19 protein-coding genes are annotated in these 18,580 nt (G+C 58.8%); 15 read left to right on the top strand and 4 right to left on the bottom strand.

The features are described from left to right. Positions 1 to 54 precede the first annotated feature (54 nt). Positions 55 to 804, bottom strand: coding sequence for an HAD family hydrolase (locus H4Q31_RS02385; protein WP_185177469.1), 750 nt, complete (start codon positions 802 to 804; stop codon positions 55 to 57). Between the two features lie 273 nt (positions 805 to 1,077). Beyond that, positions 1,078 to 1,206, bottom strand: coding sequence for a hypothetical protein (locus H4Q31_RS21500; RefSeq protein WP_260440090.1), 129 nt, complete (start codon positions 1,204 to 1,206; stop codon positions 1,078 to 1,080). Between the two features lie 259 nt (positions 1,207 to 1,465). On the opposite strand from H4Q31_RS21500, the gene H4Q31_RS02375 reads away from it, so the two are divergent. After that, a complete protein-coding gene (locus tag H4Q31_RS02375; RefSeq protein ID WP_185177467.1) occupies positions 1,466 to 2,197 on the top strand; it encodes a phosphonate ABC transporter ATP-binding protein in 732 nt (243 codons plus the stop codon). A 208-nt stretch (positions 2,198 to 2,405) separates the two neighbouring features. Here the strand turns inward: H4Q31_RS02375 and H4Q31_RS21320 are convergent, their stop codons facing one another. After that, positions 2,406 to 2,540: a DUF6254 family protein gene (locus tag H4Q31_RS21320; RefSeq protein ID WP_221626705.1), complete on the bottom strand. Its 135-nt coding sequence runs from the start codon at positions 2,538 to 2,540 to the stop codon at positions 2,406 to 2,408. Between the two features lie 118 nt (positions 2,541 to 2,658). Between H4Q31_RS21320 and H4Q31_RS02370 the strand changes: the two genes are divergently transcribed. The 11 genes from H4Q31_RS02370 to H4Q31_RS02320 all read left to right on the top strand — a co-directional run bounded on the left by H4Q31_RS02370 (position 2,659) and on the right by H4Q31_RS02320 (position 13,942). Beyond that, positions 2,659 to 3,339 (top strand): MOSC domain-containing protein, encoded by a 681-nt coding sequence (locus H4Q31_RS02370; RefSeq protein WP_245347342.1) that lies wholly within the window; start codon positions 2,659 to 2,661, stop codon positions 3,337 to 3,339. 9 nt (positions 3,340 to 3,348) lie between these two features. After that, positions 3,349 to 4,095 carry an SDR family NAD(P)-dependent oxidoreductase gene (locus H4Q31_RS02365; protein ID WP_185177466.1) on the top strand — a complete coding sequence of 249 codons (747 nt, stop codon included), beginning with the start codon at positions 3,349 to 3,351 and terminating at the stop codon, positions 4,093 to 4,095. A gap of 274 nt (positions 4,096 to 4,369) precedes the next feature. After that, positions 4,370 to 5,374, top strand: a complete 1,005-nt coding sequence (locus H4Q31_RS02360) for a 2-oxoacid:acceptor oxidoreductase family protein (RefSeq protein WP_185177465.1) — start codon at positions 4,370 to 4,372, stop codon at positions 5,372 to 5,374. Positions 5,375 to 5,501: 127 nt separating this feature from the next. Next, positions 5,502 to 7,811, top strand: coding sequence for a thiamine pyrophosphate-dependent enzyme (locus H4Q31_RS02355; RefSeq protein ID WP_185177464.1), 2,310 nt, complete (start codon positions 5,502 to 5,504; stop codon positions 7,809 to 7,811). A 15-nt stretch (positions 7,812 to 7,826) separates the two neighbouring features. Continuing rightward, positions 7,827 to 8,282 carry a hypothetical protein gene (locus tag H4Q31_RS02350; protein ID WP_185177463.1) on the top strand — a complete coding sequence of 152 codons (456 nt, stop codon included), beginning with the start codon at positions 7,827 to 7,829 and terminating at the stop codon, positions 8,280 to 8,282. A gap of 234 nt (positions 8,283 to 8,516) precedes the next feature. After that, the gene (locus H4Q31_RS02345; RefSeq protein ID WP_185177462.1) at positions 8,517 to 9,041 is read left to right on the top strand and encodes an ADP-heptose synthase; all 525 of its coding nucleotides are present in this window, start codon (positions 8,517 to 8,519) and stop codon (positions 9,039 to 9,041) included. A 51-nt stretch (positions 9,042 to 9,092) separates the two neighbouring features. Then, complete coding sequence (locus tag H4Q31_RS02340; protein WP_185177461.1) at positions 9,093 to 11,066, top strand: tetratricopeptide repeat protein; 1,974 nt, start codon at positions 9,093 to 9,095, stop codon at positions 11,064 to 11,066. Between the two features lie 109 nt (positions 11,067 to 11,175). Beyond that, positions 11,176 to 11,490, top strand: coding sequence for a YbjQ family protein (locus H4Q31_RS02335; RefSeq protein WP_185177500.1), 315 nt, complete (start codon positions 11,176 to 11,178; stop codon positions 11,488 to 11,490). Between the two features lie 70 nt (positions 11,491 to 11,560). Further along, complete coding sequence (locus tag H4Q31_RS02330) at positions 11,561 to 12,235, top strand: SOS response-associated peptidase (protein ID WP_185177460.1); 675 nt, start codon at positions 11,561 to 11,563, stop codon at positions 12,233 to 12,235. 68 nt (positions 12,236 to 12,303) lie between these two features. Further along, positions 12,304 to 13,422: a CobW family GTP-binding protein gene (locus H4Q31_RS02325; protein ID WP_245347343.1), complete on the top strand. Its 1,119-nt coding sequence runs from the start codon at positions 12,304 to 12,306 to the stop codon at positions 13,420 to 13,422. Between the two features lie 244 nt (positions 13,423 to 13,666). Next, on the top strand, positions 13,667 to 13,942 hold the full coding sequence (locus tag H4Q31_RS02320; protein ID WP_185177459.1) for a hypothetical protein: 276 nt from the start codon (positions 13,667 to 13,669) through the stop codon (positions 13,940 to 13,942). A 76-nt stretch (positions 13,943 to 14,018) separates the two neighbouring features. Here H4Q31_RS02320 and H4Q31_RS02315 read toward each other — a convergent pair whose 3' ends face one another. Next, a complete protein-coding gene (locus H4Q31_RS02315) occupies positions 14,019 to 14,447 on the bottom strand; it encodes a universal stress protein (RefSeq protein ID WP_245347344.1) in 429 nt (142 codons plus the stop codon). A 186-nt stretch (positions 14,448 to 14,633) separates the two neighbouring features. Here H4Q31_RS02315 and H4Q31_RS02310 point away from each other — a divergent pair, with 186 nt between their 5' ends. From H4Q31_RS02310 to H4Q31_RS02300, 3 genes are read left to right on the top strand one after another with little or no spacing between them, the layout of a single operon-like run. Then, positions 14,634 to 16,694, top strand: a complete 2,061-nt coding sequence (locus H4Q31_RS02310) for a HelD family protein (RefSeq protein ID WP_185177458.1) — start codon at positions 14,634 to 14,636, stop codon at positions 16,692 to 16,694. Positions 16,695 to 16,738: 44 nt separating this feature from the next. After that, entirely contained in the window at positions 16,739 to 17,887 is a 1,149-nt protein-coding gene (locus H4Q31_RS02305) for a metallophosphoesterase (RefSeq protein WP_185177457.1), read from the top strand. Then, entirely contained in the window at positions 17,884 to 18,561 is a 678-nt protein-coding gene (locus H4Q31_RS02300; RefSeq protein WP_185177456.1) for a phosphatase PAP2 family protein, read from the top strand. The genes H4Q31_RS02305 and H4Q31_RS02300 overlap by 4 nt, the downstream gene beginning before the upstream one ends. Positions 18,562 to 18,580 lie beyond the last annotated feature (19 nt).

Below are 18,580 nucleotides of genomic sequence, written 5' to 3'. Positions count from 1 at the left end.
TTGAACGCCTAAGCAACTCAAGATCACGGAAGCAAAACGAAGGAACCCGCGCACTCAAACGCCGGGTTCCTTCGCTTTAACTAAATATTCGTCGATGGCAGGAGGCACATCCGCAAGCTCGGTTAACGTTAGCAGGGCGCCGCGGGGCGGTGTGTCAACGTTCAGTATGTTGAACTTCCATTCGTCCTCGCGCTTCAGGTAGATCGCATGAAGGCCGCATTCGAGAGCGGGGAGCACGTCGGTTCGCAGTGAATTGCCGATCATCCACGTATGATTCTTGTCAAAGCGTCCGTCGTTCAGAATGCCCTTCAGCGCGTCCGTATTCTTGTGCATGCGAATGTAGATCCGATCCTGGAAGTAACGTTCCAGATTCATCCGCTCGATCTTGCGCTGCTGGACTGCAATGTCGCCCCCCGTATATAAGTGCAGCTGATGTCCGTCCTGCACCAGCGAATCGAGCGTCTCGTTCATCGCCGGGTAAGGCTCGACCTCGTGATCGTATACGCTCATGCCCAATTCCCACAGAAGCTTCTCTTCCTTCGGCGACATCGAACGTCCCGTCAGCTTGCTGTAGTACCGGTACGTCTCGACGAACGATTGCGGGAAGTGATCGCTCTTGAAGCCGTGAATCTTGACGCCGGCAATGTCGATCTCCAAATGCTTGGACGCCAGCTCCTCGCGCGTAACGCCGAATGGCGAGAACCAGTCGGTCATCATGTCGGCGAATTGATCGGATACGAGATTGAAATATTTGTTGCAATAGATAAGTGTATCGTCCAAATCAAAAAGAATATTCTGCTTCATCCATTCGAACTCCTTGAACCAATAGTTGTAATCTACATTATGGCTGTGAAAATAACGTTTGTAAATGCGCGCGATGTGGCAAGCTGAAAAGAAAAAGCCTTCGCAGCGCTGCGAAGGGCATAGGGGGTGAATCGATCGCCATGCCGAGGAGCAATAAAATCGACGACCAACAGAACCATTCCCGCAACAAGTCGGAATCCCATTCCATTCATCTGGGGAAGATGTCCCGACTGCCGCCGAGCTTAAATAAGATCAATAAGAACCTGCCTTAACTTAAGCGTACTTCGCCCGCTTAGCCGCCAAGTCCCGCTTAATGAACGCAATGCGCTGCCTCACGTAGAAGTCGTAGCTGCCCCCGCTTAACTCGCGGGGGCTTATCGTATGTCCGGAATCGTTGTCCATGATAATGAGCTTCCCGTCGTTGTAGAATTTGAAGGTTAGATCTCTTGACGGGCGGGCTCCCCTGGAAGGTTCCACAAATCGGAAGTGTTCGCAGTTCGCCATCCCAATCCACCTCATCTTCAGAATAATCGGAACAGGTGTTCTCGTTCTCATTATAGCAAACATTCGTTCGTATGGAAAGGTATTCCGGAATACAATAAACTAATTTAGAATAGAAATTATAATTTAGAGCTGCGAGTCGATAAGGAGCCGGAGTGCGATGATAACGATATCGGGATTGACCCGCAAACTTCCGCAGGGCAAATCGGTGCTTCAAGACATTCATGGACAGCTGGCGCCCGGAACGTTCACGGCGGTCGTCGGCACAAGCGGGAGCGGCAAGTCGACGCTGCTTCGCTGCTTGGCGTTGAAGGAGCCATGGGCTCAAGGGGAATACCGGTTCGACGGCAAGGATCTGATCAAAGGCGGACCGCTCGTTCGGTTGAAGGTTCGCCGCAAGATCGCCTATCTGGAGCAGAAGCCGATTCTGCATGAGAAGAAGACGGCGCTTAAGAATGTCCTCATCGGCGCGATCGGACAAGTGTCCTGGCTGCGGCGGATGACCGGCATGGTGCGCAATGACGATTATATGGATGCGATGGATACGCTCGAAGCGGTCGGCCTGCTCGATTCCGCCAAGAAGCAGCCGGTCGAGAAGATGAGCGGCGGCGAACGCCAACGGGTTGCCGTCGCCAGGGCGATCGCGCACGGCGCGGAGCTGCTCGTGGCGGACGAGCCGGTATCGGGCCTTGACCCGCACTCGGCGGAGGAGATTATGGCGATGCTGAAGAAGCTGTGCCAGGAGCGCGGCACAACGGTCGTCGTCGCCCTGCATCGACTGGAGCTGGCCGAGAAGTTCGCCGACCAGATCTGGGGGCTGGACGACGGCCGCCTCATCCTGGATGTGCGCGGACGCAGGCTGACCTTGGCGGAGAAGATGCGGCTCTCCTGAGCCCCATCCGCGTAGCGCTTGAAGTATGCAAGAGCTAAGCTAAACTGAGCAGCAATACCGCTACATCGCAACACAGCTAGCTACGCCCGGGCATCATCTGACAACGCCCAGCTTCCCGGCCATTGCCGGCGAACGCTGGGCGCTGCTCAGGCCTAGCATTTTACTGAAGTGACATGCCCAATCAGGCGTTCCAGCTGGCAGAGAAGCGTTAAGGCGTAGTGTCCGATGGATTGTCGGCAGTGTTCTCCGCCAGCTGATGGAGCGACGAGATCTTGCCATGAGGCTGCTGGGTTTGCTTGCGCATCTTCCAAGCGTTCTCGCGGCGTCGTTTGGATGTGGTCATAAGCGGCCTCCCCGACTATTAGAATGTAGAGCGCACCGGAATGGGCTCGGGTATAGCGTGAAGCAAGGCCGTCAGACGTATGCGCGGAAGCGAAATGGGAAGGAATGGGGAAGAAGCCATGACGAGAACGACGGAGAAGATAGCCATGGAGCCGAGGCTGCTGGCGGTTAATACGGGTATACCGCAGTCAGCGATGTACAAGGGCAAAGAAGCGAAGTCTGGCATTTTCAAGCAGCCGTCGGACGTGCCTGTAAGACTCGGCTTAACCGGTCTTGAAGGCGACGACCAAGCGGACCAAGTGAATCACGGCGGTCCGGACAAGGCGGTCTGCGTGTACAGCCATGAGCATTATGCCCGCTGGGAGCGCGTGCTGGAACGGAGCTTACCGTTGGGAGCATTCGGGGAGAACTTCACCGTCGCCGGCTTAACGGAAGAGAGCGTTCATATCGGGGACGTCTTCGCAGTCGGATCGGTGAAGCTGCAGGTGAGCCAGCCTCGCGTGCCGTGCTGGAAGCTGGCGATGAAGTGGGGGCTGGACGAGCTGCCCGCGCTTGTCACGCAGTCAGGTGCGTCCGGCTTCTACTTCCGAGTGCTGGAGCCCGGCATCGTCAGCGCTGGCGACATCACGCTGGCGGAGCGGCATCCGGCGCGGGTGTCCGTGAAGGAAGCCAATCGGATCATGCACTTCGACAAGAACGATGCGGAAGGCATCCGGCGGCTGCTCGCTGTGGATGCGCTGGCCGACAGCTGGCGCGGCACACTGGAGCGCCGGCTGGCGAAATGGGAAGCGGAAGGGTGATCTTAATCCATGTTCGGCGATCTAACGGTGGTCATTACCGGCGCGGCCGGCGGAATCGGCCGTGCCTTGTCCCGCGCCTACGCGGAGAACGGCGCTTCGGTGCTGCTGACCGACCTGCCCGGCGAGACCGGCGAGGCGTTGGCGAGAAGTTTAGAGCAGGAAGGCGGGCGAACGAGGTTCTTCGGCGCTGATCTGAGCGAGCCGGAATCTGCGGCGCGCATCATGGCGGCCGCCGTGGATACATTCGGCGGCGTCGACATCTTGATCAACAACGCCGGTCTCGGTATTTGGAAGCCGCCTCTGGAGCTGAGCCTCGATGAATGGGACAGCGTCCTGAACGTTAACCTTCGCGGCACGTTCCTCTGTTCCCGCGAAGCGGCCAAGGTGATGAAGCGGCAGGGCAGAGGCGGCTCGATCGTCAATCTCTCCTCGACGCGCCATCTGCAATCCGAGCCGAATTCCGAAGCATATGCTGCATCCAAAGGCGGCATCGCGTCGCTGACGCATGCGCTGGCGCTATCGCTTGGGGCCGACCGGATTCGCGTCAACGCGATCAGCCCAGGCTGGATTGAGACAGGCGACTACACCGCGCTGAAGCCGGAGGATCATAGCCAGCACCCGGCGGGACGCGTCGGCATGCCGGAGGATATTGTGCGGGCATGCTTCTACTTGACCGACCCGAAGAACAACTTCGTGACAGGCATCAACTTGACCGTTGACGGCGGCATGACCCGCAAGATGATCTACGTCGAATAGCGGATTCAAGGAAGAGTCAACTCTGCCTGCAATCGGAGAGCCAAACCGTCATACAATGTTCTTATCAGGACATTGGGATGGCGGTTTTTTCTTGACGTCTGCCGTCTCGCCGAGCCATGCCGATGCGAATGAATCGAAAGCGTTTTCTCAGAAATGGATTTCTTTGGCAGGAAACGGCGGGACGATGGCGAAATCTAACCATATTTGCATCATGTTCGCTGCATACTCTCCGGCTTGGTCATCTCAATCGATGCGAAAGGGGATCGGACAGCACATGGTCACATTGCCTAAAGTGAATGAGCTCGGCTTCTTTGAACTTCGCTTGGAATCAATCGGCGGTCTCGGCGCCAACTTAGCGGGGAAAATGCTGGCGGAAGCCGGCGTCATGGGCGCCGGGCTTAACGGTGTCAGCTTCAGCTCCTACGGCTCCGAGAAGAAAGGCTCTCCCGTCAAAGCGCACATCCGCTTCTGCGACATCAATGTTCTGATCCGCGACACCTCGCCCGTCGAACGACCGCATGTCATCGGCATTTTCCACGAGAACCTGTCCCGCACCGTCAACGTTATCTCCGGCATGTATGAGGACTCGATTGTCCTCGTCAACTCCAAGAAGTCCCCCGAAGAGCTCAAGTCGCTGCTCAAGCTGAAGAGCGGCACCATCGCCGTCGTCGACGCCACGGGCATTGCCTTGGAGGAGAACAACCGGGTGAACATGGCGATGCTCGGCGGGCTGTTCCGATTGTGTGATTTCCTGGATCCGGAATTCATGAAGGGCGTCATACGCAAGTCGCTGGAGAAGAAGTACCCGCTCGCGGTGCAGCCGGCGCTCAGCACATTCGAACGGGGCTATCAAGAGGTGCACTTCCAATCGTTCGAGCTGCCCGAAGGGGATACGATGCCTTCCTTCGTGCGGATGGACACCCCCGTGCTCGGGTACGAGACGCAGCCTCTCGGCGGCCTGATCGTGAACCCTGGCAACAGCATTCTCAAAGACCTCAGCATCTCGCGCGCGGGGCGGCTGCCGCACTTCGCGGAGGAGAAATGCATTCACTGCGCCGCCTGCGACAATGTCTGTCCGGACTTCTGCTTCGTCTGGGATGAGCAGCCGGACAAGAAGGGACGTCCCCAGATGTTCCTGCAGGGGATCGACTATCAATATTGCAAGGGCTGCCTCAAGTGCGTGCAGGCATGCCCGACCGACGCGCTGTCTTCCGAGCTGGAAGTTGACGGCTACGCGGACGGACACCGGACGCCGCATCGGTTCCGGTTGGCGACGTAATCAGCTCGCTTCAGACCGCACAGCGGCGTACCAGCGAACACACTCCTACATGCAACAATACCCCCGCGCCGTCCAGACGGTCCGAATCTCGTTATCGAAGATACGGAAGAAGGGTGGGTAATGGACTATGGCCATTGATTATCGCAAGGAGCAAGGATTACAAGGCACCGTAGAGCAGCGCGTCGTCTATGAATCCGGCAACGAGATGGCGGCGTATGCGGCGCATCAGATCAATTATCACATTATGGGCTACTTCCCGATCTCGCCTTCGACGGAGGTCGCGCAATTCCTCGATCTGATGAAGGCGAACGGCCAGCACGACATCGTGCTCATCCCGGCGGACGGGGAACACGGTTCCGCCGGCGTCTGCTATGGCGCATCGACCGGCGGCGGCCGCGTCTTCAACGCGACGAGCGCGAACGGCTATCTGTACATGCTGGAGCAGATGCCGGTACAATCCGGCACGCGCTTCCCGATGGTGATGAATCTCGTCTGCCGCTCGGTGTCGGGACCGCTCGACATTCATGGCGACCATTCGGATCTGTACTTCGCGCTGAATACCGGATGGCCAATCGTGCTGTGCCGCGATCCGCAAGCGGTGTATGACATGAACATCATTGCGCTGAAGCTGGCGGAGGATCCCGAGGTGCGGCTGCCGGTGCTGGTGGCCTCCGACGGTTACTTCACGAGCCATCAGAAGCGGCGGGTGATGACGTTCGCGAAGCGCGAGGACGTGCACGCGTTCGTCGGCGAGAAGCCGCCGGAAGGGTTCGCGCATGTGCTCGACCGCGACAATCCGATTACAGTGGGACCGTACATGAACGAGCCGGACTATATCAACAACTGCTATCAGCAGTCGATGGCGATGTATCGGGCGGAAGGCGTCTATGACCGGATTCGCCAGGAATACGCCGCACTGACCGGACGGGATTACCCGGTGCTGGATCTGTATCGGATGGAGGACGCCGAAGCGGCCGTCTTCCTGCTGAACTCGTCCGCCGAGATCGTCAAGGACGTCGTCGACCAATTGCGCGAGCAAGGCGTGAAGGCGGGGGCGATCTCGCCGAACTTGATCCGTCCCTTCCCGGCGAAGGCGATCGCCGAAGCGTTGAAGGGCGTGAAGGCTGTCACGATCGGCGACCGCGCGGATTCGTACGGCGGACACGGCGGCAATATGACAATCGAAGTGAAAGCGGCGCTGCAAACTTACGGCAATACGGAGACGCTGGTCGTCAGCCGGATCTATGGCCTGGGCGGCAAGGACTTCTACGCCGAGGACGGCTTTAAGCTGTTCGAGTATGCGATCGAAGCCGCCGAGAAGGGCTTCGTGGAGAAGCCGTTCGATTACCACGGCCATACGCCGGGCGATCCGGCGAAGGCGCCGAAGCGCGTGCTCGAGCCGATGCGCTACGAGGATCTGAAGACGGGGCTGATTACCGTCACGCCCGACGAGACGACGGGCAAGGTGAACGTGCGTGTCCCGCCGCTGCGGGCGCTGACGAAGAAGCCGAAGCGGATCGCGCCGGGTCACGGCGCTTGTCCGGGCTGCGGCATTTTCTCCGGACTGGAGCTGTTCTTCAAAGGCATCGAAGGCGACATCGTCGCGCTGTTCCAGACAGGCTGCGCAATGGTCGTCACGACGGGCTATCCTTACTCCGCTCACAAGGCGACGTATATCCACAATCTGTTCCAGAACGGCGCGGCCACGCTGTCCGGCGTCGTCGAGATGTTCCACGAGCGGAAGCGGCGCGGCGAGCTCGACCATCTCGGGCTGAAGGACGACTTCACGTTCGTCATGATCACCGGCGACGGGGGCATGGACATCGGCATGGGACCGGCGATCGGCGCGGCGCTGCGAGGCCACAGGATGATTATTCTCGAATACGACAACGAGGGCTACATGAACACCGGCGCGCAGCTGTCTTACTCGACGCCGCTCGGCCACCGCACATCGACGTCGAACGTCGGCAAAGCGCAGACCGGCAAGGTGTTCCACCACAAGGACACGGCGCAGATCATGGCAGCGACGAACATTCCGTACGTGTTCACGGGCAGCGAAGCGTTCGCGCCGGATCTGCTGCGGAAGGCGGCCAAAGCCCAGTGGTACGCGCAGAACGTCGGACTCGTCTATGGGAAAATATTGATCACCTGTCCGCTCAATTGGCTGTCCGAGGACAAGGACGGCTCCACCATTATCGATTACGCGGTGAATACGTGCTTCTTCCCGCTGTACGAAGTGGAGCGCGGGCTTACGAACATCACTTACAATCCGGAAGAGAAGGGCAAGCGGGTCCCGATGCTCGAATGGCTGAAGCTGATGGGCAAGACGCGGCATCTGGCGAAGCCCGAGAACGCGGAGCTTCTTCAGGAGTTCGAGGCGGAGATCGAACGCCGCTGGAACATGCTCAAAGCCAAGCACGAGAGCCCTTATCTGTAAGGCGGGTGAGCGGATATGCCATATGCGCTGATGCATTCGGCGACAGGAGAACTGCTGTCCTGCCCGCAAGTGAATCTCTATCAGCTGAAGTATTACGGCATTATGCTCTGGCACGAGATGCCGGAGGCGGAGGAGAGGCTGGCGGCGCTGCTGCGGGCGGAGCGCTATCGCCTGGAGGAGCTCGAAGCCGGGGCTGCGCCGGCTGCCGGGCTTCACATGGAGGCTGGCGCGGAAGCAGGCGTCGGCGCCGGGCAAGGGTCGACCGGCGAGGCTGCTGACGCGAAGCCCCGCCGCCGCGACCGCCACGAGGCGGAGTGGGAGCAGGTGCTCGAGCTGTCGCGCTGGCAGCCGGTGCTGCTAAGCGAGCATGAAGCGAAGCTGGCCAACGTGCGGCTGCGCGGCGATTCCGGCGTGCGCGTGTTCCTGCGCGAAGGCCGGCTGGAAGCGGAAGCGATACGGCGGGAGCCGTAGACGCGCGACAATCCCCAGAACGCCGGCTTCGGCGGGCTGGGGATGCTTTTTTGTAACAAGCGAATATCCATTGCTTTGAGTTAACCCTTGTTGGAGACAGCTGCCGCCGGCGGACAAGTGCACATTCTTTCGCTGGCGGGGCGCTTTGGCTGACATCTTGACAACCGTTTTATGCTATAATGGTACTCAACTACAAAGAGTGATCCGCTGGAATGTCTCCGGGAGGGAAATATCATGAGTCGACGTTTTGTCATCGAGGCGGTTATGATCGCCACCTATGGCCAGCTGCTTCTGCCGAAACGTCCTGTCGAATACAGGATTCCATACTCCACGATCATGGAGTTGTACGATATGAAGGATAGCCCGGAGCCGATCATGCCGGAGCCGGATGACGACCGTTATGTCAAAGAGAAGATCGCCGAGATGATCCGCTATTTCGAGGATCCGTTCAACAAGAAGAAGCTGGAGCGCGCGTTAATCGCCCCTTGGCGGGAGAGCCCGCCGCTGCCGGTCAACGATCAGGTGACGCTCGTCATCGTGAACGCGGTGGAGAGCATGCAGTACGGCGAGTTGTTCGATCCGATCGAGACGGAGATTCTGCTCACGTCGCTGCGATTGCAATGTCCGGTTCTGACGGATCAGATCGAATTCCAGGACAAGGTCGTGCAGAACAGCATTCCGGTCATTCTATACGATATCGATGATTATGAATTCGCGTTGGAGGAAGATGTGCCGACCTCCGACGGCTATTCGCAATAAGGAGAAGAAGCTGCCGGTCGCCCGGCAGCTTCTTGCGCAAGGAGGGGCCTCATGCGTATTCGTTCGTCATGGTCCAGATGGATGGCTGCCAGGCAGCGCAGGCGGGGCCGTTCCCGTCAATCGCTGCGGTGGTATGAACGGCTCGGCGAATCGCGGATGAAGCCGGAGGAGAAGATCGATTACGCACGGCTGCTGCAAGAGCTCGACCGGCCGGGAGCGGCGCTCCGCATGCTCGACGATTGGATTGCGGACCATCCGCATCCGGATGCTTATGCCTGCCGAGCCGCCATCTATCAAGATATCGGCAGGGATCGGGAGGCCGTGCTTGATCTGACGGAAGCAATCCGCCTACATCCGGCGCCCGGCATCTACTGGTACAGGCGCGCCTTGGCCCACAATGCGCTAGGCGATGTCGAGCAAGCCGTCTTCGACATGCAGGAAGCTGTGAAGCGCGCAGAGGGAGCGCGGATGGCTTCTGCTTATTACGAGCTCGGCTGTATATATCTGCGCGCGAATCGAAGCGAGGAAGCGATTGAAGCGTTCGACCGCGTCCTATCCATGACTGAATATGCGCTCCCGCTCCATCGCTTCCGGCTCGGCGAAGCGCTGGAGGACGCCGGCAGGCGGACGGAAGCGCTGGCGGCCGTCCGCACCGCGGCAGAGGAACAAAGTCTGATCCGGCGTTCCGGGGACCTCGGAGAGGCCTTCTTGCGCGAGCGAACGAACTATTCGGAGACGGCCGTTCATACGCTCATGGCCGTCATTGACTCGGAGTACGGCTTCCGTATGAAGGAATCGCAGCTCCTCGAGGAGGCCGGCAGGACGGAAGAGGCTATCGGGGCGATTGCGCTCGCGCTTCAGGATTATCCGGAGGAGGAGGATCTCCTCCTCCGTCAGGGAGCGTTGCTGCGTCTCGCGAAGCAGCTCGAAGCATCCGCCAGCGTCTTGAAGAGCTTGAATCGCCGCAATCCGGACCGTCTCGCGGCGTATCTCGAATTGTTCGCAACGTACCGCGCCCAGGAGAAGTGGCGTGAGGCGATCGAGACGCTGCGCACAGCGCTGGAACGCCATCCGAATCAGACAGTCATTCACTTCTGGCTAGTGGATGGCTATCGCGACTCGGGCGCGCTGACGGAAGCGTGGGCATTAAGCCTCGAGCTGACGAGACTGGAGCCGGAGGATCCGATGAACTGGCGCCAGCAAGGGGAGCTAGCCATCGATCTGCATCAATTCGCGGAAGCCGACGAGGCTCTCACGAAGGCGCTGGCGTTGGCTGAATCCGCCGAATGTTACTTGAGACGCAGCTTCGCGCGTTACATGGCGGATCGATTCGAGGAAGCCCATATGGATCTTCAGGCTGCCATTGAGATGGACCCCAAACTTCAGGATCAAGCCAAGACCGCTTATGCGGCGGCCGAGATCTACATGGGAATGGACAATCGGGAACTGGCGGAGCAGGAATACGGACGCGCGATTCGGCTGGAACCCGGCAATCCGCATCTCTTCGAGAGGAGAGCGCAGTGCCGGTTCGGCATGAAGCGTCTCCAAGAGGCGCTCGACGATTGCCGCGCGGGACTGGCGCTTGATCCGGGCCACCTGCGGTTAATTCGGCTGCAGGGGTTCATCCATTGGCGGCTGGATGAATATGAGGCTGCTCTTCACGATCTGCAGCATTATATACGCAAGGCCCCGAAGGACGAACAAGGCCATCGGGACCTCGCCACGATCTACTCCCGGCTGAACATGTATGACGAAGCCGTCTCGGCGTTGAATCGCGCACTGGAGATCAGCCCGTTCGAAGCGCCGCTCTACCTGGATCGGGCTTCCCTGTTCTATCATCATCTGTTCGAGCGCGGAAGAGCCTCTGATGATCTGGCGCAATGGCTGTTGTATGCCGGAGGCGACAAGCCGCAGAACGACCGGTTCACGATGCTAGGCGAGCTGGCCGGATTCGACGATGATCTGCGCGAGGACGCGAAGGAGAAATATTTGAACGGATACGGTTCGAGCCGCTACTTATCCTAGTCATTCGCGGACGCAAGAGGCATCGTGGAGCCGGAATGGCAGTTGTGGTAGAATGAGGACGAAACTGAAGGCGACCTTCGGTTATCCATTGGATCGGGAGGCTTACCGAATGCTGGTGACGACGACGAATAACGTGGAAGGCTATCGCATCACGCAATATTATGGCATCGTGAACGGCGAGACGATTATGGGCGCGAATATTTTCCGGGATTTCCTCGCTTCGATTACCGACGTGGTTGGCGGACGTTCAGGCTCTTACGAGAACAAGCTGAAGGAAGCCCGCGAGATTGCCATCGGCGAGATGACGCAGCAAGCTCAGCGGATCGGCGCCAATGCGATCGTCGGCGTAGATGTCGATTACGAAGTCGTTCGCGAAGGCATGCTGATGGTCGCGGTGAGCGGTACCGCTGTCAGAGTCGAATAGGCGGAGATGAATAATTCTGGCAAACTGGAGGATACTGGGACGAGACTAGCTTTGAAGGCGGTGCTCTCCCATGTGTCAACGGTTCTCCCTTACCGCGGAACTCGACGAGCTCGTCCGGCAGTTCCGGATCGGGCATGTCGCGGCTCCCTATGTTCGCAAGTATAATATTTCCCCGACGCAGCCGGTTCCCGTGATCTATGAGTATCGCGGACAGCGAATTCTCGACGACCAGCGCTGGGGACTTATGCCTTACTGGTCCAAGGATGCGGTCAACGCCGATTATCAAGGCATCGGCGGGCGTCCGATCTTCCGCCGCATCGTGAACAAGCAGCGCTGCGTCATTCCGTGCAGCGGCTTCTATGGTTGGCTGAACAATGGCAAGCTGCATCAGCCGATCCGGTTCGTGTTCCGTGACCGAAGGACGTTCGCTGTGCCCGGATTCTATGAGGTCTGGCAGCGCGCCTACGGTGAAGAGACGCGGGCATTCACGATGGCGACGACCGCGCCGAATCGGGTGGTGGAGGGCTATGCGGATCGAATGCCCGCCATGCTGGATGAGGAAGGGATTGACGCCTGGCTTCACGAAGGGAACGTCGAGTACCGGACCATCTACCATCATGTGCGGGAGCTGCCCGCGGACGAGTTGGAGATGTACCCGGTCGGCGGCTATGTGAATGACAGGAACAAGGAATCGCCGGAGTGCGCGGAGCCGATCCGCATCGCCTATGCCGCGATTCGAAGATGATGGAATGGCGAGCCTCCGCGGGCACGACTGCCGCGGAGGCTCTCATGTTTAAAAAGGAGGCTTCGTTCATGGAGAAGGAGAAGGAGAAGGAGATGGGGATGGAGCTAGAAGCGGGGAACGTGATAGGAGCTGAATTCGAGTTGAGCGCGGGGAACGAGAACGAGATCGCTCAAGCAAACGAGAAGACCGTCGCTGTCTACTTGCTGACCGGCTTCTTAGGAAGCGGCAAAACCACGCTGCTGCGCAGGCTGATCGCCGCAACGCAAGAGCGCGGTTTGGAGCCGGCTGTGCTCATGAACGAGGTAGGGGACGTTAACCTGGACGGCATGGCAGTGGACGCCGAAGTGCCGATGGCCGAACTGCTCGGCGGCTGCATCTGCTGCACGATCAAGTCGGACGTCGCGCTGGAGCTCGTTCAGCTGATCAAGCGATACCATCCAGACGTCGTATTCATCGAATCGACCGGGGTGGCGCAGCCGCTGGAGATTCTGGACGCGGTATCGGAAGCATCGCTCTACGCCCGCGCAGAGTTAAGCGGCGTCGCAACTGTCGTCGATGCCCGGCATCTGCTGGACCGGCTCCGGATCGGGACAGGCAAGACGTTCAAGCTGATGCGGGATCAGATTCGGGTCTCGTCGTTCATCCTGCTGAACAAGGCGGATCTGGTTGGGCCTGCAGAGCTGGCCGAATTGAATGAATGGCTGAGAGAATGGAACCCGGCGGCGAGCATCCAACAAACCGTTCGCTGTGAAGCCAAATGGTCGGCGCTGTGGAACAAACTGCAGCAGAATAGCGCAGCCCAGGCGGCGAAGCATCACGCCGGTCCTAGCGTATCTTCTACAGGACAAGCCGTTTCCAAGAGCGCTGACGAGGAAGCGCACGTGCATCACCATCACGACCATGACCACGTCCATGTCATGACCCGATACCTGCCCGGCGCCGTTAACAGCGAGCGGTTCGAACAATTCCTGCGCGATCTGCCGAGCGGCGTCTACCGGGCGAAAGGCATCGTGACGTTCACCGATACCGCGAGCCGATTCTTGTTCCAATACGCCTACCGCGAGAGCGACTTCATGCGCATCACGCCGCAGAAGACAGTTCACGATGTGGCTGTGTTCATCGGCGAGGACTTCTCCGAAGCAGAGCTGGAGTCTAAGCTGAACGTCTTGTTCGCAGACGCGGTGTGACAGCGCAATTGCATAATGCTTCCATTCCCAGGACATCGTATAGGCTAGGCTTGTCCGAGCGATACCAGGAACTGCCTATGAGAGACGCGCCGCTAGGAGACTGCGATGCCCGCTTGCTAGATGAGAATTAAATAAGAAAATCCTCAGATACGGATCCACTCGAGAGATGGCATCTGTTAATATAGGAACAGATCAAATAGGAGACAGGTTAGAAGAGAAGCTGGCAGGGAGGATCATTATCGGTATGAGAATCAACATTCTCGGAGCCCGCACGACGCGCGATGACGCGAACGGGTACGTCGCCCACATTCAATTCGAGGTGGAAGGGCATCGCCAGCCTTATGAGGCGACACTGCAGAGCGACAAAGGCAACGAGTGGAGCCATTCGCTCTTCTTCCTGAACGAATCGGGAAGCGAAGAGGAGATCGACGCGGTGGAAGAAGCGCTCGACACCGACGACGAGCTGTTCGGAACCTTAATCGACGCGGCGGAGGAAGCTTGGGACAAGTCGCAGCAATAACGAGGCATCCGCGCGCGATATCGCACCAAAGCAAATCGGCCGCTCTCTGGATGAGAGCGGCCGATTCCTATTATTTTCATTTCACGATAAGCACGGGGATCTTGGCATGCTGCGCGACATTATGGCTGACGCTGCCGAGCACGAATTCACGGATTGCGCCCAGTCCGCGGCTGCCCATCACGATCAAGTCTGCTCCGGCTCGCTCCGCGCAATCGAGAATGACTTGGGCCGCGTACCCTTCGACGGTTTGGAAGTCTGCGTCGATGCCAGCAGGCACGAGCGTCTTCGCGCTATCGATCTGCTTGTATGCATAATCGACATATTCCTGCGTCCAATTGGAAGGGGCGGTCAGCAGCATATCGCCCGCGTTCAGCATCGGCGTTGCATAAGCGTGTATGACGGTCAGCTTGGAGTTGAACGCTTGCGCGAGCCGAGCGGCATGCTGGAGCGCTTGCTTGGATAGGTTAGAGCCGTCGTAGGCGACAGCAATTTGTTTGTAGGACATGATATCGCACCTCTCTCGTGTCATCTAAATTAGAATCGCCAACATTTACACTTCAAATGTATCGCATTTTGACTTGGCTGGATAGGGTATAGATCATTGACAACGAACGAACAATCTGCTATATTATCTGGCCTGCTGGTAATTAGATCCTATACAATGATCGGGCGAACGGGAGGTACTTAGCGAGTGGCTTCAGACATTGTAGTGCAAGAAGAGAGGCAGCGGCTGAATGAAGTGTTGGCTCAAATTCGGTCGCAGCTGGCGGCGATTGGCCCGCGCTATACAGGCAACGATGTAGCGGAGCAGGTGATTGATGACCTCCGCCAAGAACGCAAGAAGCGATTGGAGGTATCCGAGCGCGAGCCTTACTTCGGGCGGCTCGACTTCCAAGAGGACGGGCACCCGGCGCCAGCCGCGCTCTACATCGGCAAGTCCGGCGTGAACGACGAATCGACGCAGAAGCCGCTCGTCATCGACTGGCGCGCGCCGGTGTCCAGTCTGTTCTACTCGTTCAGCGGAGGGAACCCGGCCGTCGAATATATATCGCCGGAAGGTCCCATTCAAGGGATTGTCTCGTTGAAGCGGAATTTGCTTGTTCGCCAAGGCTCGCTGCAGCGGGTGGTCGACAGCTACACGGAGGGGCAGGAGAGCGGAGAAGCGGTGGCTGACGAATTCCTGCTGCATCGGCTCGGAGAGAGCAAGGACAACAAGCTTCGCGATATCGTCTCCACGATTCAACAGGAGCAGGATGCGATCATTCGAACGGAGAAGAACAAAGCGCTGTTCATTCAAGGGGTAGCGGGCAGCGGCAAGACGACTGTCGCTCTTCACCGTCTCGCTTATTTGCTCTATCAATACCAAGATAAAGTCCGGGCTGATCGGATGATGATCTTAGCGCCTAACCGAATGTTCCTCGACTATATCTCCGGCGTGCTGCCGGAACTCGGCGTCGGCGACATCCGGCAGACGACGTTCGCGGAGTGGGCGCTCGAGCTGCTTGGAGGCTCGGTTGCTCTTCGAAGCTCGTCGGATACGCTGGCGAGATGGTTTGAGCGGAAGGTCACGGAGGAAGAGAAGGAAGAGTCGGCCGGTCGGAGAAAAGGCAGCCGGCGCTTCCTCGCGCGATTAGAGGAAGCGCTGGACCTTGCGGAACGGCACCTTGTTCCGGAGGAGCCGTTCTCACCGGAGCCAGGACTTGTGCTCCGCGCTGAGCAAATTCGCGCTTGGCTTAGCGAAGAGCCTGCCGGGGAGCCAATCATGAAGCGCAGAGAGCGGCTGCTCAATCGGCTCAAGCGCTGGATGGAGATCCAGCTTGGCAAAGCGCGCTGGAGCGACAAGACGATTCGTTCGCGCGCGACGGCGAAGTGGAAGGCTTACGCAGAGAAGCTGCCCAGCCTTAGCGCAGCCGAATTCTACGCGAAGCACTTCCCGGAGGAATTCGCGCTGCCGAAGGGCAAAGGCTCGTCTAAGCGCAAGCGGACGATCGCGGCGCCGGAGGATCTGCCCGTGCTGGCATATATCCATCTTCGGCTGTACGGGGCGGATGAAGCGATGTATGACCACATCGTCATCGACGAAGCGCAGGACTATTCGCCGCTGCAATTGGCTGTGCTTAAGCTGCGGCAGCGCGCGCCTTCCATGACGGTGCTCGGCGACCTGCAGCAGGGCATTCACGATTATGCGGGAATCCGCCGCTGGCAGGAACTGATGGAGCTGTTCGCGCAATCCCAGACCGCCTATTACGAGCTGGATCGCAGCTATCGTTCGACAACCGAGATCATCGAGTTCGCCAACAAGGTTCTGGCCGGTATGGACGGCGGGGTGAAGCCCGCGCAGCCGGTGTTCCGGAGCGGAGACCCGGTCGAGACGGTCGCGCTTGCGGGACGGAGCCGGGGCGATGCGGCAGCCGAGACGCTGAGGCAGTGGAGAGGCGAAGGCGGCTTCGCGACGATCGCGGTGCTCTGCCGGACGGCCGAGGCGAGCGAGCGCATGCATGCCGAGCTTCGAGAGCAGGGGATTGAGGCGGATCTGCTCACGGCCGACCTGCAAGCGTATGGCGGCGGGCTAACCGTCGTGCCCGTCTATCTATCGAAGGGGCTGGAGTTCGATGCCGTTCTCATTCCCGATGCGGACGAGTCGGCCTACGGACCGGCTGACGCCAAGCTGTTGTATGTCGGCTGTACGCGCGCGCTGCACCGGCTGAAGCTGCTCTATGAAGACCGACTCACTTCGCTCGTTGTGGTATAATAGGCGGCAGCAATCATCTAGGTGAAGAGGGGAATTCGCCGCACATGAATAAACGAATGTTGCTCACAGCTATACCGATTCTGCTTATCTTCATCGCTCTAAGTCTGTATGTCGGCTGGCACGGGGCGTTGCTGCTGTCCGCGGTCTCGCCGGGCTATTCACGTCCCGCTTACTGGATCGTCTTCGCGATAGTCGCCTTCTCGTATTTGCTGGGACGGCTGCCGCTGCGGCCTCGGCTGTTCTTCCGATTGCTCAAGGTCATCGGCTCCTATTACTTCGCCGTGTTCGAATTCGCGATTCTTCTGCTAATCGCGATCGACGTGATCGCCGCGATCGTCCGCCTCAGCGGCGCTTATCATGAAGCGTTCGTGCCGATTGCCGGCGGGTGTGTCCTGCTGGTGCTAATCGCGTTGCTTCTCTGGGGCTCGCGTAACGCTTGGAGCCCCGTAATCCGCAGCTACGATATTGAAGTGGACAAGACGGCCGGCGGCTTGTCCACATTGAAGATCGCGATCGTCTCGGATATTCACTTGGGCAATCTGGTCGGCAACCGCCATCTGGATCGGCTGCTGTCTCTCGTGAACGGCTGGCAGCCCGATGTCGTGCTGCTCGCGGGCGACGTCATCGACGATACGATCGAACCGTTCGTGCGCAATGGCATGGCGAAGAAGCTGGCGCAACTGAAAGCTCGCTACGGCGTATACGCGGTGCTGGGCAATCACGAATATTATGGCGGCCATATCGAAGAGTATGTGAAGCGCATGAAGGAGATCGGCATCCCCGTGCTTCGGGACGAGACCGTCTGGATCGCGGACGCGATTCAGCTGGCCGGTCGCAAGGACAAGACCGCCGAATCGATGGATCCGGAAGGCCGGCTTCCGATCGGCGAACTGACCGCATACCTGGACCGCTCGCTGCCGATTGTCGTGATGGACCATCAGCCGTATGGCTACGATCAAGCAGAGGTGGCCGGCGTTGACATTCTGGTGTCGGGACATACGCATCGCGGCCAATTCGCGCCGAACCACTGGATTACCGGCCGGCTGTTCGAGCTGGATTGGGGCTATCTGCGCAAAGGGGACATGCATGCCTTCGTCTCATCCGGCTTCGGCACTTGGGGACCGCCGATTCGACTGGCGAGCCGATCCGAGCTCATTCATCTAACTGTCCGCTTGAAGGGGGAGCCTCATTGAGAAGAACATATCGGCCTTTCACTTCTATCATCCTAAGTATTCTGAGCTTGGTCGGCTTCGGCTGGGCGGCTTATGCCGTGGACCAAGATCGAATGAAGGCATTCGACGATTACTTCATCCGCCATGTCCAAGGACTGGAGACCGAGACGCTTACGAAGCTATTGAAGGCTGTCACGTACATCGGCACAACCGTGCCCGTCATCGTTATTATGCTGATCGTTATCGCCATTCTACTCGCAACGAAGCGGCTGTGGAAGGAATCGTTGTTCCTCGTCTGGGTGATGCTCGGAGAGAAGCTGCTTAATGATGCGGTCAAAAGCTGGTTCGCACGGCCGCGTCCGACGATTCACCGTCTGGTGGAAGAGACAGACTTCAGCTTCCCGAGCGGCCATGCGATGGCATCCATCTGCTTGTACGGCGCTTTGCTCTATTTCACTTGGCGCTTCAGCAGCAGGCGCTCGGGCAGGATCGCAGCGGGCGTGATTGCCGCCGCGATCGTTCTGCTGATCGGCGGAAGCCGCATCTATCTCGGCGTTCATTATCCGAGCGACGTGCTTGGCGGTTATCTGCTCGGCGGCTTCTGGCTGGCGGCTTCGGCCGGTATCTTCCAACGCATCGCCGACCGTACTTCCCGAGCGCAGCGAAGCAAGGAATCCGCCACGACCACATTCTAATTCGAGTACAGTCCTATGT

Origin of the sequence: Cohnella lubricantis, from assembly GCF_014212015.1 — a bacterium.
Lineage (GTDB): Bacteria > Bacillota > Bacilli > Paenibacillales > Paenibacillaceae > Cohnella > Cohnella lubricantis.
This window is presented reverse-complemented; position numbering and strand designations above follow the sequence as displayed.

Bases quoted from the DNA above. Each gene is read 5' to 3' on its own strand.
- H4Q31_RS02385 (WP_185177469.1), bottom strand. From the start codon at position 804: ATGAAGCAGAATATTCTTTTTGATTTGGACGATACACTTATCTATTGC.
- H4Q31_RS21500 (WP_260440090.1), bottom strand. From the start codon at position 1,206: ATGGACAACGATTCCGGACATACGATAAGCCCCCGCGAGTTAAGCGGG.
- H4Q31_RS02375 (WP_185177467.1), top strand. From the start codon at position 1,466: ATGATAACGATATCGGGATTGACCCGCAAACTTCCGCAGGGCAAATCG.
- H4Q31_RS21320 (WP_221626705.1), bottom strand. From the start codon at position 2,540: ATGACCACATCCAAACGACGCCGCGAGAACGCTTGGAAGATGCGCAAG.
- H4Q31_RS02370 (WP_245347342.1), top strand. From the start codon at position 2,659: ATGACGAGAACGACGGAGAAGATAGCCATGGAGCCGAGGCTGCTGGCG.
- H4Q31_RS02365 (WP_185177466.1), top strand. From the start codon at position 3,349: ATGTTCGGCGATCTAACGGTGGTCATTACCGGCGCGGCCGGCGGAATC.
- H4Q31_RS02360 (WP_185177465.1), top strand. From the start codon at position 4,370: ATGGTCACATTGCCTAAAGTGAATGAGCTCGGCTTCTTTGAACTTCGC.
- H4Q31_RS02355 (WP_185177464.1), top strand. From the start codon at position 5,502: ATGGCCATTGATTATCGCAAGGAGCAAGGATTACAAGGCACCGTAGAG.
- H4Q31_RS02350 (WP_185177463.1), top strand. From the start codon at position 7,827: ATGCCATATGCGCTGATGCATTCGGCGACAGGAGAACTGCTGTCCTGC.
- H4Q31_RS02345 (WP_185177462.1), top strand. From the start codon at position 8,517: ATGAGTCGACGTTTTGTCATCGAGGCGGTTATGATCGCCACCTATGGC.
- H4Q31_RS02340 (WP_185177461.1), top strand. From the start codon at position 9,093: ATGCGTATTCGTTCGTCATGGTCCAGATGGATGGCTGCCAGGCAGCGC.
- H4Q31_RS02335 (WP_185177500.1), top strand. From the start codon at position 11,176: ATGCTGGTGACGACGACGAATAACGTGGAAGGCTATCGCATCACGCAA.
- H4Q31_RS02330 (WP_185177460.1), top strand. From the start codon at position 11,561: ATGTGTCAACGGTTCTCCCTTACCGCGGAACTCGACGAGCTCGTCCGG.
- H4Q31_RS02325 (WP_245347343.1), top strand. From the start codon at position 12,304: ATGGAGAAGGAGAAGGAGAAGGAGATGGGGATGGAGCTAGAAGCGGGG.
- H4Q31_RS02320 (WP_185177459.1), top strand. From the start codon at position 13,667: ATGAGAATCAACATTCTCGGAGCCCGCACGACGCGCGATGACGCGAAC.
- H4Q31_RS02315 (WP_245347344.1), bottom strand. From the start codon at position 14,447: ATGTCCTACAAACAAATTGCTGTCGCCTACGACGGCTCTAACCTATCC.
- H4Q31_RS02305 (WP_185177457.1), top strand. From the start codon at position 16,739: ATGAATAAACGAATGTTGCTCACAGCTATACCGATTCTGCTTATCTTC.